The organism is Xenorhabdus sp. KK7.4 (assembly GCF_963876465.1).
GTDB lineage: Bacteria > Pseudomonadota > Gammaproteobacteria > Enterobacterales > Enterobacteriaceae > Xenorhabdus > Xenorhabdus stockiae.
This window is the reverse complement of the sequence record NZ_CAWNQF010000100.1, coordinates 87,498-100,549: the sequence shown is the minus strand read 5'-3', so window position 1 is coordinate 100,549 and position 13,052 is coordinate 87,498. Positions and strand designations below refer to the sequence as shown.

Below are 13,052 nucleotides of genomic sequence, written 5' to 3'. Positions count from 1 at the left end.
CATGATGGCTGTTCACCAGACACAGGATAAGTAAAAAGGGGGAGCGAATGGATATCACGATGGTGGAAAAAAGCGATGAAGTGAATTCAGATCTTGCTCCCCGGGAGAAACTACTGGCATATGGTGCGGTTGCCCTGACGGATGCAGAGCTGTTAGCGATATTTTTACGCACAGGAGCCAGAGGTGTGCCTGTTGTACAAATGGCTGAGCATCTATTGCAATCATTCGGTTCCCTGTACCATCTGCTTTCAGCTGATTATGCTGATTTTTGCTCACATAAAGGTATGGGATTATGCAAATACGTGCAGTTACAAGCCGTCTCTGAACTGGCAAAACGTTTCTTCTCCAGCCAATTTATCCATGAAGATGTGATGAGCAGCCCGGTCGCAACCCAAAATTATTTGCAGGATTTATTAGCCTGGCAGGATCGGGAGATTTTTGTTGTCCTGTTTTTGACAAATCAGCATAAAGTCATTTGTCATGATGAAATGTTTAAAGGAACGATAAACAAAGTTGAAGTCCACCCGCGTGAAATTGTAAAACAGGCAGTTAAAGTAAATGCTGCATCCATTATCCTGGCCCATAATCATCCTTCCGGTAACCCGGAACCCAGTCTGGCTGACAAACTGGTAACAGAAAAAATCATTGAGGCTTGTGATTTAATCGGGGTTAAAGTTTTAGATCATATTGTTATTGGCAAACAATATTGTGTTTCATTTGTAGAAAGAGGCTGGATTTAATACGGTTTTTGCACGAACCGATCAGATCTTAGCTGTTCGGGACTTGAGCATCGGCGAATGAGGGCGTATACTACGCCACCTTTGAGGATCTTGGGCCTGGCGAGAAGAGCCTATCTCAGTGAATTTTTTGCTGAGAAATTGTGAGTCTTTTCAGCAACGTTTTTTATCAGTAAAGAAAATTTGCTGAGATGGGCTCCTAAGCCTGACGAGGCGGCCATACCCAATACAAAGCTCGAGCTGAATTGATTTTTGGAGAATAGACATGTCCCGAGTCTGCCAAGTTACTGGCAAGCGTCCTGTGAGTGGCAACAACCGCTCTCACGCATTAAATGCGACCAAGCGTCGTTTTCTGCCTAACCTGCACTCTCACCGTTTCTGGGTTGAGTCTGAGAAGCGTTTTGTAACTCTGCGTGTAACTGCTAAAGGTATGCGTGTGATCGACAAAAAGGGTATCGATACAGTTCTTGCTGAACTGCGTGCCCGCGGTGAGAAATACTAAGGAGCTGAAAAATGGCTAAAGGTATTCGCGATAAAATTAAGCTGGTTTCTTCTGCTGGTACTGGTCACTTCTATACCACTACGAAGAACAAGCGTACTATGCCTGAAAAACTGGAAATGAAAAAGTTTGATCCAGTTGTTCGTCAGCATGTAATGTACAAAGAAGCTAAAATTAAATAATTTTAGTGGATTGAAAAAGCCCAGCAAATTGCTGGGCTTTTTTATGCCTGATGCAATTGAAACCTTCATATATTTAGATGGATATGGTTACTCGTGAACGTAAACGGTCGTTCAGTTATACTACGTTTTTTTGATATATGAATCGTCAGGCGTGACTCTGAAAATGACTAGAAAAACCTTAAATATCTTACACACAGAATCATCATGTGGTTGGGGAGGGCAGGAGATTCGTATTCTGACGGAATCTCAGGGTATGATGCGCCGTGGACATCATGTGGTTATCGTTTGCTGTCCTACTTCTACACTCTATCGTGAGGCTCACCATTATGGTGTTCCTGTTGTGGCATTGCCGATTGAAAAAAAACGCTTCTCATGTTTTACAGCAATGCGCCGCTGGTTAAAGGCTGAAGGCCAACGGTTTGATGTCATTAACACCCACAGTTCGACTGATTCCTGGCTGGTAGCTGCGGCGAGTGCCACATTAAAGGGCATGCCCCCGATAGTCCGGACCCGACACGTTTCCACCAATGTTTCAACGTCTATAGCGACCCGCTGGCTTTATTTGCAGTCTAGCCGCCATATCGTGACGACTGGAGAAAAGTTGCGCCAGTCTCTGCACACAAACAATCGTTACCCTTTATCCCACATGACATCTGTTCCCACAGGCATTGATCTGACCCGTTTTCATCCTAAAAATAAACAGGAGTGCCGTCAACGTATTGGAATTGCAGATAAACCGACAATTGGGATTGTGGCAACAATGCGAACCTGGAAGGGGCACCGCTATCTGTTGGATAGCTGGAAAGCACTCCATAAACGCTATCCGGAGTGGCAATTACTGTTTGTTGGCGACGGGCCACAGCGAAAAAATCTTGAACCATGGGTTAAGCAGGAAGGCCTGACGGATAGTGTTATCTTTCTTGGCAATCGGCAGGATGTACCGGACTGTTTAAACTCAATGGATATTTTTGCATTGCCTTCTTTTGGTAACGAAGGAGTACCGCAAGGTATTATGCAGGCAATGGCCTGTGGTTTACCGGTCATATCGACATCGGTTGGCGCGATTTCTGAGGCTGTGATTGATGGTGAAACTGGCTATATTATCGAGCCTAAGTGTGTCGAACAATTAACTAATAAGTTAGAATTACTAATAAGAAATGCAGAACTACGTTTACAGATGGGAGATGCCTCACTGAAACGGGCAATATCTGAATTTGGTATGGATAATATGCTGGATAAAATGGAGTCTATATTTATTACCAGTGGCAGAAAATAGTAATTTATGCTCTTATCATTGCTTTATCAAATACAGCATGAATTATTATATTAAAGCAAAATTGATAGTTAGTTTCACCAATACATATTAAATAACCTTGACCTCGGCTCTTTTGAGTAATCTCTTTAATGGATAATTTTATAATTCATCATTATGCAGCCTAAAAATATTTTGATCATCAATATTGCACGTTTTGGTGATACATTACTCGTCACACCAGTAATTCGAGCTTTGAAACTAAGCTGGCCGGAAGCCAATATTGATGTATTGGCGCATAAAAGAACAAAAGAGATTCTTGAGAATATTGATGAAATTAATTCAATAATTGCTTTTTCAAAAACAAAAGCGAAGTGGAGAGGATGGTTTTCTCGTCATAGCTATGATTTGGCATTGGTATATAGTAATGATGAGCCATTGCTACAATATGCCAGAAGAAAAGCGAATGTCGTTGTTTGTTTTTCTGAACATTCCAGTCAAACTTTAAATGAATTATCTGTAGAAAAACCGCAAGAGCTTATGCAGGCTCAGCAGGAAAGAGCGTTATTAGCGAATGCCCTTGGTATTGCGATCCATGACTGGCGTTTGAAATATTGCGTGAGTCCGAGTGAAGCAGAGTATGCCCACTCTTTTTTACATCTCCACGGGCTTGAAGATAAATTAAGGATTGGCTTCCAGCTACAAAGTTTTCCAGCGAAATCTTATCGTGACTGGCCAGTAGACTCTTTTCATGAACTAGCTGAACGAATTTATTCTCATTACCCGTCAGCTTCTATTTTACTACTGGGCAGTCAGGATAGTGCTGAAGTGGCAGAACGCTTGTCTGAGCAATTAGGCGCACAAAGGTGTATATCTCTGGCTGGAAAAACGACGATGCGTCAAAATGCGGCGATTATAAGTCAACTGAGTTTATATGTTGGTGTTGATACGGGAACAACGCATTTGGCCGGAGCATTGGGGATACCAATGGTTGCTATGTACCATAGCTTTCACCCCGGTCGCTTTCTTGCTCCACAACAGCATGCAAAATTGGCTGTCATCGAGCATCCGGTGGATTATCGTCAGGCAACTCGCGAAGATCATATGTCAGATATATCAGTGGAACAGGTCTGGCAATCAGTGAAAAGCATATTGGAAGCCGAAGACAAAGGATAATAAAAACGATGAAAATAGGGTTTATTGATGTCACCGTGACGATGTCCTATGGTGGTATTCAGACCGCAGTTTGGGAGCTAGCGAAGGCGTTGACTGACGCAGGGCATGAGATCCATATTTTCGGAGGTACAGGGGATATTAAACCAGAATTGGGCAATCGAAATATTCGGATCCATACTTTCCCATTTATCCCCAGAGAACGTGTAATCAATATCGGTCGTCGTTTTCAGCGAATTGTTGAACGTTACTCGTTTGCCCGTCATGCCCGTGAGGCGGTGATTGCTGAAAATTTTGACTGGGTCATACTGACAAAACCTTTTGATTTTTTCTGGCCCAGAATGATGCCAACTCATTCCCGTACTAAGTTTTGTTATATGAGTGGGGGAACCAGCTTTTTTAAAGGTGATCGGTTGTTAGGGAAAAAAATATCAGCCTGGGCCGCCTGTAGCCATTTTAACGGTTGGCAGATTCAGCATCATTTCAAACAATTTCCAAATGTTATCTACAATGGAGTAGATATTGATAAATTTAAACCCGCTCACTCTGATGTCAGGAGCAAGCTTGGGATCCATGAAAATACGTTTTTGCTGACTTTTGCTGGCCGCTTAGTGGGCTGGAAAGGTATGAAAGTTGCTATCAAAGCAATGGCTTTGCTGCGAGATAAGGATGTTAAATTATTAATTATTGGCGCAGGTGAAGAACTAAAGCAACTTGAAAGAAAAGTTGCTGAGTTAAGATTAGAACAATCAGTGATTTTCCATCCTCCTGTTAGCCATGACCAATTACCTGAGTTTTATGCCGCAGGGGATGCTGGGATATTTCCGAGTATTGGCGATGAAGCATTCGGTATTACTATTGCAGAGGCAATGGCATGCGGACGTCCTGTTATTGCTAGTTATATCGGTGGCATACCTGAAGTGGTGGGAAATGAAAACCAGTCTGGTATTCTGGTCGCACCGGGTAGTGAGACGGCTATTGCCGGAGCCGTTAATCATCTCCTTTCTTTACCGGATAGAGGAAAAAATATGGGGAAACGTGCTCGTCAGAGAATAGAAACCCTGTATACCTGGGAGCATTCTGCAAACCGTTTATTAGACACTATAAAAAAATAATGAAGATTGCTTATATTGACCCTTACCCTGTACCTGATTTTCGAGTTGCTTCACTGCAAATTTTGCAGAATGTGGATGCTTTTGCTCGTCAGGGGCACGAGGTTTGTTTGATTACACCTGCTGGCCGAAATAATGTCGAGGAAATCCTCGGCAGAAAATTACCTTCCTCTGTTGAATTAATTGCTTTGCGTGATATGCGGCGTAGATGGTATTTTCCTGTCAACACGCAAAAATTATTTTATTTTCAGGTTTCCTGCTGGTTGCGAAAACATAAGATAGATGCCATTTTTACTCGCAATATTAAGATGGCTAATTATCTGTTGCACAAACATCCTGATATTCCCCATTTCTTTGAAAGCCATGAAATTTTTTCTCAGTCTTTTAAAGAATCCCGTGATTTGAATACCTATGTTAATAAACGCAAATACTCTAAACTGAGAAAAATTGAACAGCACGTTTATCAGCGCACCAGCGCTATTTTTGTGCTGACTTCACTACTGCGTGATGACATTTATACAGAATATTGTGTAAAAACGCCGATTATTGTTGCACCTGATGGTGTTGATCTGTTGGCAGTTGAAGAAACAAAAATGGCCTCTTCTGGTAAACAATACCAGAAAGGAGAAACAACACAGGTATTGTATCTGGGTAGTTTACACCGCTGGAAAGGTGTACCGACTGCTATGAAATCGATGTGTTACCTCAATAATGCAGTATTGAATATAGCTGGCGGAAATAGTGAGCAGATTGAGCAGCTAAAATTTGTAGCACAGCAGATTGGTGTCAGTGACAGAGTTAATTTTATGGGGTTTATCCATCCTAAAGATCGTTTTCGAGTCATTGCAGATAATGATATTTGCATCCTGCCGTTGACAAAAACCAGCATTGGTAGTCGTTATACATCCCCTCTTAAACTTTTTGAATATATGGCAATGGGAAAACCCGTTGTTATTTCTGATTTTCCTTCCATTCGTGATGCTGTTGATGAGAAGTCAGTGAGTTTTGCCCACAGTGAAAACGCAGAAAGTTTTGCGCAACAAATTCAGTTATTAATTGATAACCCGGCTGAAATAGTGCTCAAAACGGAACACTCCCAGAGATTGGTTGAGGAGCATTTTAATTGGGATCAACGTGCAAAATTAATTATGCAGGAGATAGAGAAAAATCTTTCTTGAGTATAATCTGCTGAAATAGGTGCTGTAGAACGTTTATCCAAGGAGTAAATATGCCGGAGCTACCAGAGGTTGAAACCAGTCGCAGGGGAATTGAGCCACATTTGGCCGGAAATGTGATTCATTATGTTGAAGTACGAAACTCACGTTTGCGCTGGCCTGTTTCTGAGCAGATTATGAAGTTATCGGATAGCCGTGTAATCAGCGTACAGCGTCGGGCAAAGTATCTGCTGATAGAATTATCTGATGGATGGATTATTGTTCATCTGGGTATGTCCGGCAGTTTGCGTATTTTGCTGCATGACTCTCCTCCGGCAAAACATGATCATATCGATTTAGTGATGGCCGATGGCAAAATTCTTCGTTATACCGACCCACGGCGATTTGGTGCCTGGCTATGGAGTCAGAGCCTGGAAGAGTGCTCTGTATTGGCTCATTTAGGCCCTGAACCTCTGTCTGATTTGTTTGATGGTGAATATCTTTATACCCTTTCCCGCAACAAGAGAACGGCAATTAAGCCCTGGATAATGGATAACAAAGTGGTTGTTGGTGTGGGTAATATTTATGCCAATGAAGCTCTGTATGTTGCTCATATTTTGCCTGAACGTCCTGCGCACTCATTGACTCAGGAAGAAGCACACCTGCTGGCTGATACAATAAAGCAGATCTTGCGTCGTTCTATTGAACAGGGAGGAACAACACTGAAAGATTTTCTGCAATCGGATGGAAAACCAGGATATTTCGCGCAAGAGTTATTTGTTTACGGTAAGAAAGGCGAGTCTTGCCCAATATGTGGTGAAAAAATTGACAGCATAAAACTGGGGCAAAGAAGCACATTTTTTTGTCGGCGATGCCAGCATTGATTGTGCTTAGATCTGTACTTGGGGGGCGTAGGCGCCCCCGGAAAGATTAATTCGCTAGCTTTTTCAACATGGCTTGTGTAACCGGTTCTGGCAAGAATGATGAAACATCGCCATCATGACGGGCAACATCTTTAATCAAGGATGATGATACAAAGGATAAATTTTGAGAAGGTAATAAGAAGACGCTTTCCAGCTCGGACATAAAATGCCGATTCATATTGGCAAGCTGCCATTCATATTCAAAATCAGAAATTGAACGAACACCACGAATTAAAATTGTCGCTTGCTGTTTTTTCGCAAAATTGGCCATCAATTCGCTGAATCCAGCGACTTCAACATTATCTAAATGAGAAGTTACTTCTGTTGCCAGCGCGATGCGTTCTTCGAGAGTGAACATAGGGTTTTTTCTGTCACTGTTGGCGATTGCCAGCAAAACATGGTCAAACATATTAGCTGCACGGGTCACAATATCGAGATGACCGTAAGTGATAGGATCAAAAGTACCGGGATAAATTGCTTTTTTTTTCATTGCCTTTGATTCTCTGTTTGGGTGAGTTCCCAGAGTGCTGCATATTTATTGAATGTATATTGAGCATTGACAACAGCTAATATTAACCCCTGTTTGCCATCAAGGAAACCTGCTCTTAGCAGCCATGTTTTAAAAAATGCGCCCAGAGTATGGCTGATAATAGAAAAATACCCGGTGGTTTTACCTTGTTCGTGGCGTTGTTTGGCCCAGTCTTTTGCGTAATTAAGTTGTTTCTGCTGGAACTCCATCAGATTGCGACAAGTTAAATGGCGTAAGTCACCTTTTAATGTCACGACACTGGCACCCTGAGTATCAAGTGATTCATGAACCTGATTATCGTTATATTGATAACGTTCACGGCAATAAAGGCGGGTGACTTTATCAGGATACCAGCCACTGTGCTTCATGAACCGGCTCATGAATAAGTTCTGGCGAGCGCAGGCATAGACTTTATTATCGTCAGGTGCTGCTAAAACCTGTTCAATTGAAGCCTTTAATTCCGGAGTAACCCGCTCATCGGTATCAATCATGAAGATGTAATCACCGTTGGCATAAGATTGAGCAAGTTGCCGTTGTGAACCGAAGCCTGGCCATTGTGTATTGGTGTATACTTTCGCACCCATCTCTGTGGCTATCTGGCAGGTAGCATCGGTACTACCAGAGTCCAAAACGATAATTTCATCCGCCCAATCCACAGATAACAGGCAATCACCAATCAAATCAGCGGCATTTTTGGCAATCATCACAACGGACAGGCGTTTTCTCACACTCATTAATGGCTCCGTGGTGGGAGGTAGGGTTCCAGTAATTTTAACAAACGTTGCAATGCGCCCTGATTTTCATGTAGTACTTCGGCGGCGTGACGACCGTAATAAAGGCGGTAGTCTTCATCTATCAGCAGACTATTAACAGCACTACTTAAAGACGAGCTATTTGTAACCGTGATAAGGCCATCAGCTTTATTCAGCTTGGCACAGATATCTTTAAAATTGAATGTATGTGGGCCCATTATGACAGGGATTGCATGAGCGGCAGCTTCCAGAGGGTTATGACCACCGCGCTCGATTAAGCTACCACCGACAAAAGCTAAATCAGCGATCCCGTACAAGAGCATCAGTTCACCCATCGTATCGCCGATAACAACCTGAATATTGGCATCAGGGATAGTGCCGGAACTCCTCAGTACTGACTTTAGCCCTGCTTTCTGTGTTAATTCCTCTGCCTTAGCAAAACGCTCAGGATGGCGTGGAACTAAAATTAACAGTAAATCAGGATGCTGTTTTAATAAATTTCGATGCGCATCCAGTATAATCGTTTCTTCACCTTCATGAGTACTGGTGGCTATCCATACGGGACGGTGTGCAGCCCATTGGCGACGAAGTGTAACAGCTTTGGCTGCCAGTTCTGGTGTAACAGAAATATCGAATTTCAGACTGCCTGTGACTGCCAGCTGGGTTCGTTTTAGTCCTAATTCAATAAAACGCTCACCATCTTCCTGATTTTGTGCTGCGATGAGTGTTATTTTATTTAGAATAGTTTTGATAAAACTGTTTATTTTCTGATATCCGGTAGCAGAGCGTGCTGAAAGTCTGGCATTAGCAATAACCAGTGGTATTCCTCGCTGATGCAGCTGGGTAATGAGATTAGGCCATAGTTCAGTTTCCATAATAATCACCAGCTTGGGATTGATATTATCAAGGAAGCGCCCCATAGAACCCGGCAAATCATACGGTAAATAAACATGGTTAACATCGGCCCCCAGTGCAGAAAGTACTCTTTCCGAACCGGTTGGCGTCATCGTTGTTACAGTGATTGGCAGAAAAGGATAATGGTGCCGTAATATCCTGACGAGAGGAATAGCAGCTAATGTTTCTCCGACTGAAACCGAATGGAGTAAGATTCCTCCCGGTTTCACCTTTTGGGCACAGAAACCATAGCGTTCACTCCAGCGCTTACGGTAAGCCGGAGATTTACGGCTGCGCAGTAGCAGGCGCAACCAGATAATAGGTTGGATAAGGTAGAGAAGTACCTGATATAAGCGAAGCAACATTCTATCAAATTCACTGAAATAGACTGCGGCTATAGTATCACATTGGATTGAAGAAAGTGTGCAAAATGCGGATACCCTTTATACCCAAATGGCAATAGCTTGGGCTATTTTTCTATTAACGCAATGTATTGCTTTATAATATTTCTTAACTCAAATTTTTCATACATTATGTTTGAGATCTTTGGAGGCTGAGTATAAGCAAGCTGCATTTTTTCCGCTAACGCGTCAGAAGTCAGTTCTGCTAAATATTTTTCGAGCCCATGTGTCATGATTTCTCTGACTCCACCTGGGCAATCCGTGCTGGCTATTGGCGTATGACAAATCAATGCTTCGATTAGTACGGTGGGTAGCCCTTCACTGTCAGAACTGATGATTACTGCTTTGGCATCGTGAATAATAGGGAGTGGATTAGAATGGAATCCCGCTAAAATAACATTATCATTTAGGCCTAATTCACGAATTTTTTTCTTAATACCGTTTTCTATTTCTTCAGAACCATTCCCTACGATAAGAAGTTTGCATGGAAGTTTGGCCTTTGCAAAAGCTTCTATCAATCTGTCTTGACGTTTTACTTCATGAAAACGACCAATATGTAGCAGATAGTTTAAGTTCTGGTAAGGATTGGGTTGTAAAGACTTCTTTTTTATTTCATTGAAGTCAAATGGGTTATAAATGGTTTTTATCTGTGCTGGCTGAACGCCTATGTTCTCTAACAAATCCTTACAGATTGCATTAGAAACACAGATGATTTTTCTATTCTTATAAACTTTTTTTATCTTTTCTTTTTTTGTCCAAGAAGAAAAGGTATTTTTATTGCTCAAGTATGACTTTGAGAAAACACCATGAATGCAATGCCACACATTGCAATCATGCAATAATTTTGATTTAACTACGATACGATCAGTTTTATGTAGGTTAGAAAGAACAAGAACTGGTTTACCTTTTTGCTGAAAAAGCTCCAGTAGCACCTTATCCATAGCTTTAGCTCGGCGACTAAGTTCATTTACCTTTCTTAACGGACCCTTATAATGATCAAGGCTGACAACATAGTGAATACCTTCTGGTATCGTGTAAGCCAATTGGGTGTTAAGTGAAAGTAATGAGACTTGGTAACCTAATTGATGTAAACCAGTAGCTAGTCGGAGAGTCACATTTTCAGCTCCTCCCCCCGGTAACCCATCAATAACAAAAAGAATATGTTCTTTCACTATGCTAAAACTCGTTGATAAAGCTGAATTAATTGTTGTGATAAATTTTCAGGAGTTGAATTTATCACCTTCTCTCTTGCTGCTATAGACATATCTGTACCTAAAATATAGTCAGGTATACAACGGACTGCTTCCTCCAATTTGGGGAGATCCAAGGCATCACAGACAAAGCCATTTTTACCTTCGGTAATAAATTCTGCTCCACCACAGGTTGTGCTGGTGATCACAGGCAAACCACATGACATAGCTTCAAGGATGACATTCGGAAATGGATCATACAGTGTTGGCAACAATAACGTATCAGACATTTGATAAAAATGGAGGGTGTTTTTTTGTAGTCCCATAAATCGGATACGAGGATAACATCCTAACTCTTTAGCAAGTTCCTGATACTTTTTTTGTTCTTTGTCTTTACCTATAACTAGTAGGTAGTCACCTGTTTTTGCTACTGTTTTTATTGCAACGGCTAAGCCTTTACGCTCAAATCCTGAACCAACGTAGACCAGACATTTTGCAGTAAAAGGTATCTCGTATTGTTTACGTAATTGCTGACGGATTTGTTCATCAGCAGGAAAGAATTTCTTATTATCAATGGCATTGTATATCACGGAAATCTTGTCTTCAGATATACCAAATTCCTCAATAATTTCATTTTTAATCATCTCAGCATTGCAAATTACTTGCTTCAGTGAGTTATCTGAATACATTTCCTTTTCGGCGTTCATTATATAGCGGTGATAGCGGCTATTTAACAACCATTTTGCCTTCCATTTAGGTAAAATGCGTGATCGTTGATGTAGCCAAGACTTATGCACTCCATCTCCAGCTCTATAAATATCGCAACCAGCAATTCTTTCGTGACTTTGAACTAAATCGAATTGTTCTTTTTGCCATAATTTTCGGGCAGCCTGGGCAAAGCCTCGCTCGCGACTGATTCTGCCAAGCTTAACAGGGTTACATAGATGAATATTCCAGTTAGGATTACTCTCTCCCTGCCAGGAGCGCGTAATGACATTGAGCTCAATGTCTTGATGATTTAACGCTTCTAATGCTCTAGAGACAAAACGTTCAGCCCCTCCATCTGGGCGGTATTTTTGACGGACAATAGCTAAACGGAGAGGTTTCATGAAATATATTTCCTTGCGGCTGAAATGACTGTATCTGCTGATATCAGGTCGAGATAGCGTTCATTTGTATGAGTTTTGATATCATCAGGGTGCGGAATATTGCCATAATCACCAGCCCAAATCACTTCACCAATTGATTCCCAAGGCTTCCAGAATGTGAGTTTTGATGGTCCAAATAACGCAATACAGGGCGTTTTCAGTGCAGCAGCCATGTGCATAGGGACTGAATCTACCCCTATAAATAAATTAGCATGATCGATTAGTGCCGCAAGTTTAGGTAAGGTTAACAAACCTGCGAGAGACAGGATTTTCTCCTTCTCAGGGCAGTGGGATAAGATAGTATTGACCATCTCTAGCTCCCGATTATCAGGCCCTGAAGTAATAATAATTTTTTGTCCATCCTTCTGTAAGGCAGTTATTACTTGTGCCATTTTCTTCTCATTCCAGCATTTAAAGAACCAGCGAGAAGTAGGCTGAATTACTATATATTGCCCAGAAATTTGATGATTCAAAAGAGATGATTTTACCCACTGTGAATCTTGTTCACTATAACTCATTGTTACCTTGGTTATGAGGGGATTAAGATTCAGTGGATTAAGAACAGAAAGATTTTGTTCTACTGTATGCAGAGATTCGTGATCATCTGTGGATATGACCTCAGTATGGCATAAACGCCATTTCCAATTCTGGCGCTTGGGGTAATCAAGTGCCAAGCGGATAGGAGCACCAGTAAAACGGGTGATAAATGCGCTTCGCCACTGATCTGCTAGGTTTATAACTAAGTCATAGCGTTGTTGCCTTAATGTTTTCAGCAATTGCCACTCATGTGATAATTTTTTCTTTGTCCTTAGCTGTTTCCATTTTCTGTCTATTGAAAAAATTTGGGAGATTTCTTTTAAATTCTCCAGCATGGGTAGCGTTTCTTGATAAAGAAGGACATCAATTTTTGCATTAGGGTAATGATGAGCCAATGTATTGATAACTGGAGTGGTCAGCAACATATCGCCATGATGTTGTAGTTTTATCACCAGAATTCTTTTGATTTTATTATTTTTTCTTTCCATATATTGAGTTCTTTAGATATAAATAAAAACAGCCTTGCTGGATTGATTTTACACTCAAGTTAGTCGCTAAGATTCTCTAAT

The 13,052-nt window shown here is 41.5% G+C and carries 14 protein-coding genes; 8 read left to right on the top strand and 6 right to left on the bottom strand.

The features are described from left to right. Nucleotides 1–47: 47 nt before the first annotated feature. The 8 genes from radC to mutM all read left to right on the top strand — a co-directional run bounded on the left by radC (nucleotide 48) and on the right by mutM (nucleotide 6,993). On the top strand, nucleotides 48–740 hold the full coding sequence (gene radC, locus AACS90_RS17700; RefSeq protein ID WP_099120952.1) for a RadC family protein: 693 nt from the start codon (nucleotides 48–50) through the stop codon (nucleotides 738–740). A gap of 262 nt (nucleotides 741–1,002) precedes the next feature. Continuing rightward, nucleotides 1,003–1,239, top strand: a complete 237-nt coding sequence (gene rpmB / locus AACS90_RS17695) for a 50S ribosomal protein L28 (protein WP_045967846.1) — start codon at nucleotides 1,003–1,005, stop codon at nucleotides 1,237–1,239. Nucleotides 1,240–1,250: 11 nt separating this feature from the next. Then, nucleotides 1,251–1,418 carry a 50S ribosomal protein L33 gene (rpmG, locus tag AACS90_RS17690; RefSeq protein ID WP_010847629.1) on the top strand — a complete coding sequence of 56 codons (168 nt, stop codon included), beginning with the start codon at nucleotides 1,251–1,253 and terminating at the stop codon, nucleotides 1,416–1,418. Between the two features lie 163 nt (nucleotides 1,419–1,581). Next, nucleotides 1,582–2,694 carry a glycosyltransferase family 4 protein gene (locus AACS90_RS17685; RefSeq protein WP_099120951.1) on the top strand — a complete coding sequence of 371 codons (1,113 nt, stop codon included), beginning with the start codon at nucleotides 1,582–1,584 and terminating at the stop codon, nucleotides 2,692–2,694. A gap of 153 nt (nucleotides 2,695–2,847) precedes the next feature. After that, nucleotides 2,848–3,846 carry a glycosyltransferase family 9 protein gene (locus AACS90_RS17680; protein WP_099120949.1) on the top strand — a complete coding sequence of 333 codons (999 nt, stop codon included), beginning with the start codon at nucleotides 2,848–2,850 and terminating at the stop codon, nucleotides 3,844–3,846. An 8-nt stretch (nucleotides 3,847–3,854) separates the two neighbouring features. Continuing rightward, on the top strand, nucleotides 3,855–4,958 hold the full coding sequence (locus AACS90_RS17675; RefSeq protein WP_099120948.1) for a glycosyltransferase family 4 protein: 1,104 nt from the start codon (nucleotides 3,855–3,857) through the stop codon (nucleotides 4,956–4,958). Beyond that, a complete protein-coding gene (locus tag AACS90_RS17670; RefSeq protein WP_099120946.1) occupies nucleotides 4,958–6,133 on the top strand; it encodes a glycosyltransferase in 1,176 nt (391 codons plus the stop codon). The genes AACS90_RS17675 and AACS90_RS17670 overlap by 1 nt, the downstream gene beginning before the upstream one ends. 50 nt (nucleotides 6,134–6,183) lie before the next feature. Beyond that, entirely contained in the window at nucleotides 6,184–6,993 is an 810-nt protein-coding gene (gene mutM, locus AACS90_RS17665; RefSeq protein WP_099120944.1) for a bifunctional DNA-formamidopyrimidine glycosylase/DNA-(apurinic or apyrimidinic site) lyase, read from the top strand. A gap of 46 nt (nucleotides 6,994–7,039) precedes the next feature. Here the strand turns inward: mutM and coaD are convergent, their stop codons facing one another. The 6 genes from coaD to rfaQ form a co-directional block, all read right to left on the bottom strand. Continuing rightward, nucleotides 7,040–7,522 carry a pantetheine-phosphate adenylyltransferase gene (coaD, locus tag AACS90_RS17660; RefSeq protein WP_099120943.1) on the bottom strand — a complete coding sequence of 161 codons (483 nt, stop codon included), beginning with the start codon at nucleotides 7,520–7,522 and terminating at the stop codon, nucleotides 7,040–7,042. Continuing rightward, a complete protein-coding gene (locus AACS90_RS17655; RefSeq protein ID WP_099120941.1) occupies nucleotides 7,519–8,295 on the bottom strand; it encodes a glycosyltransferase family 2 protein in 777 nt (258 codons plus the stop codon). The genes coaD and AACS90_RS17655 overlap by 4 nt, the downstream gene beginning before the upstream one ends. After that, on the bottom strand, nucleotides 8,295–9,572 hold the full coding sequence (gene waaA / locus AACS90_RS17650) for a lipid IV(A) 3-deoxy-D-manno-octulosonic acid transferase (protein ID WP_099120940.1): 1,278 nt from the start codon (nucleotides 9,570–9,572) through the stop codon (nucleotides 8,295–8,297). Before waaA ends, AACS90_RS17655 begins: the two co-directional genes overlap by 1 nt. Nucleotides 9,573–9,676: 104 nt before the next feature. Next, nucleotides 9,677–10,780, bottom strand: coding sequence for a glycosyltransferase (locus tag AACS90_RS17645; RefSeq protein WP_099120938.1), 1,104 nt, complete (start codon nucleotides 10,778–10,780; stop codon nucleotides 9,677–9,679). Continuing rightward, nucleotides 10,780–11,907, bottom strand: coding sequence for a glycosyltransferase family 4 protein (locus AACS90_RS17640; RefSeq protein ID WP_099120937.1), 1,128 nt, complete (start codon nucleotides 11,905–11,907; stop codon nucleotides 10,780–10,782). Before AACS90_RS17640 ends, AACS90_RS17645 begins: the two co-directional genes overlap by 1 nt. Beyond that, entirely contained in the window at nucleotides 11,904–12,971 is a 1,068-nt protein-coding gene (rfaQ, locus tag AACS90_RS17635) for a putative lipopolysaccharide heptosyltransferase III (RefSeq protein WP_099120935.1), read from the bottom strand. Before rfaQ ends, AACS90_RS17640 begins: the two co-directional genes overlap by 4 nt. Between the last annotated feature and the right edge of the window lie 81 nt (nucleotides 12,972–13,052).

What these genes read in the sequence shown, in the direction of transcription:
- AACS90_RS17685 (WP_099120951.1), top strand. Translation starts at nt 1,582, where the DNA reads ATGACTAGAAAAACCTTAAATATCTTACACACAGAATCATCATGTGGT.
- AACS90_RS17680 (WP_099120949.1), top strand. Translation starts at nt 2,848, where the DNA reads ATGCAGCCTAAAAATATTTTGATCATCAATATTGCACGTTTTGGTGAT.
- AACS90_RS17640 (WP_099120937.1), bottom strand. Translation starts at nt 11,907, where the DNA reads ATGAAACCTCTCCGTTTAGCTATTGTCCGTCAAAAATACCGCCCAGAT.
- coaD (WP_099120943.1), bottom strand. Translation starts at nt 7,522, where the DNA reads ATGAAAAAAAAAGCAATTTATCCCGGTACTTTTGATCCTATCACTTAC.
- AACS90_RS17675 (WP_099120948.1), top strand. Translation starts at nt 3,855, where the DNA reads ATGAAAATAGGGTTTATTGATGTCACCGTGACGATGTCCTATGGTGGT.
- AACS90_RS17670 (WP_099120946.1), top strand. Translation starts at nt 4,958, where the DNA reads ATGAAGATTGCTTATATTGACCCTTACCCTGTACCTGATTTTCGAGTT.
- rfaQ (WP_099120935.1), bottom strand. Translation starts at nt 12,971, where the DNA reads ATGGAAAGAAAAAATAATAAAATCAAAAGAATTCTGGTGATAAAACTA.
- rpmB (WP_045967846.1), top strand. Translation starts at nt 1,003, where the DNA reads ATGTCCCGAGTCTGCCAAGTTACTGGCAAGCGTCCTGTGAGTGGCAAC.
- AACS90_RS17655 (WP_099120941.1), bottom strand. Translation starts at nt 8,295, where the DNA reads ATGAGTGTGAGAAAACGCCTGTCCGTTGTGATGATTGCCAAAAATGCC.
- radC (WP_099120952.1), top strand. Translation starts at nt 48, where the DNA reads ATGGATATCACGATGGTGGAAAAAAGCGATGAAGTGAATTCAGATCTT.
- waaA (WP_099120940.1), bottom strand. Translation starts at nt 9,572, where the DNA reads ATGTTGCTTCGCTTATATCAGGTACTTCTCTACCTTATCCAACCTATT.
- rpmG (WP_010847629.1), top strand. Translation starts at nt 1,251, where the DNA reads ATGGCTAAAGGTATTCGCGATAAAATTAAGCTGGTTTCTTCTGCTGGT.
- mutM (WP_099120944.1), top strand. Translation starts at nt 6,184, where the DNA reads ATGCCGGAGCTACCAGAGGTTGAAACCAGTCGCAGGGGAATTGAGCCA.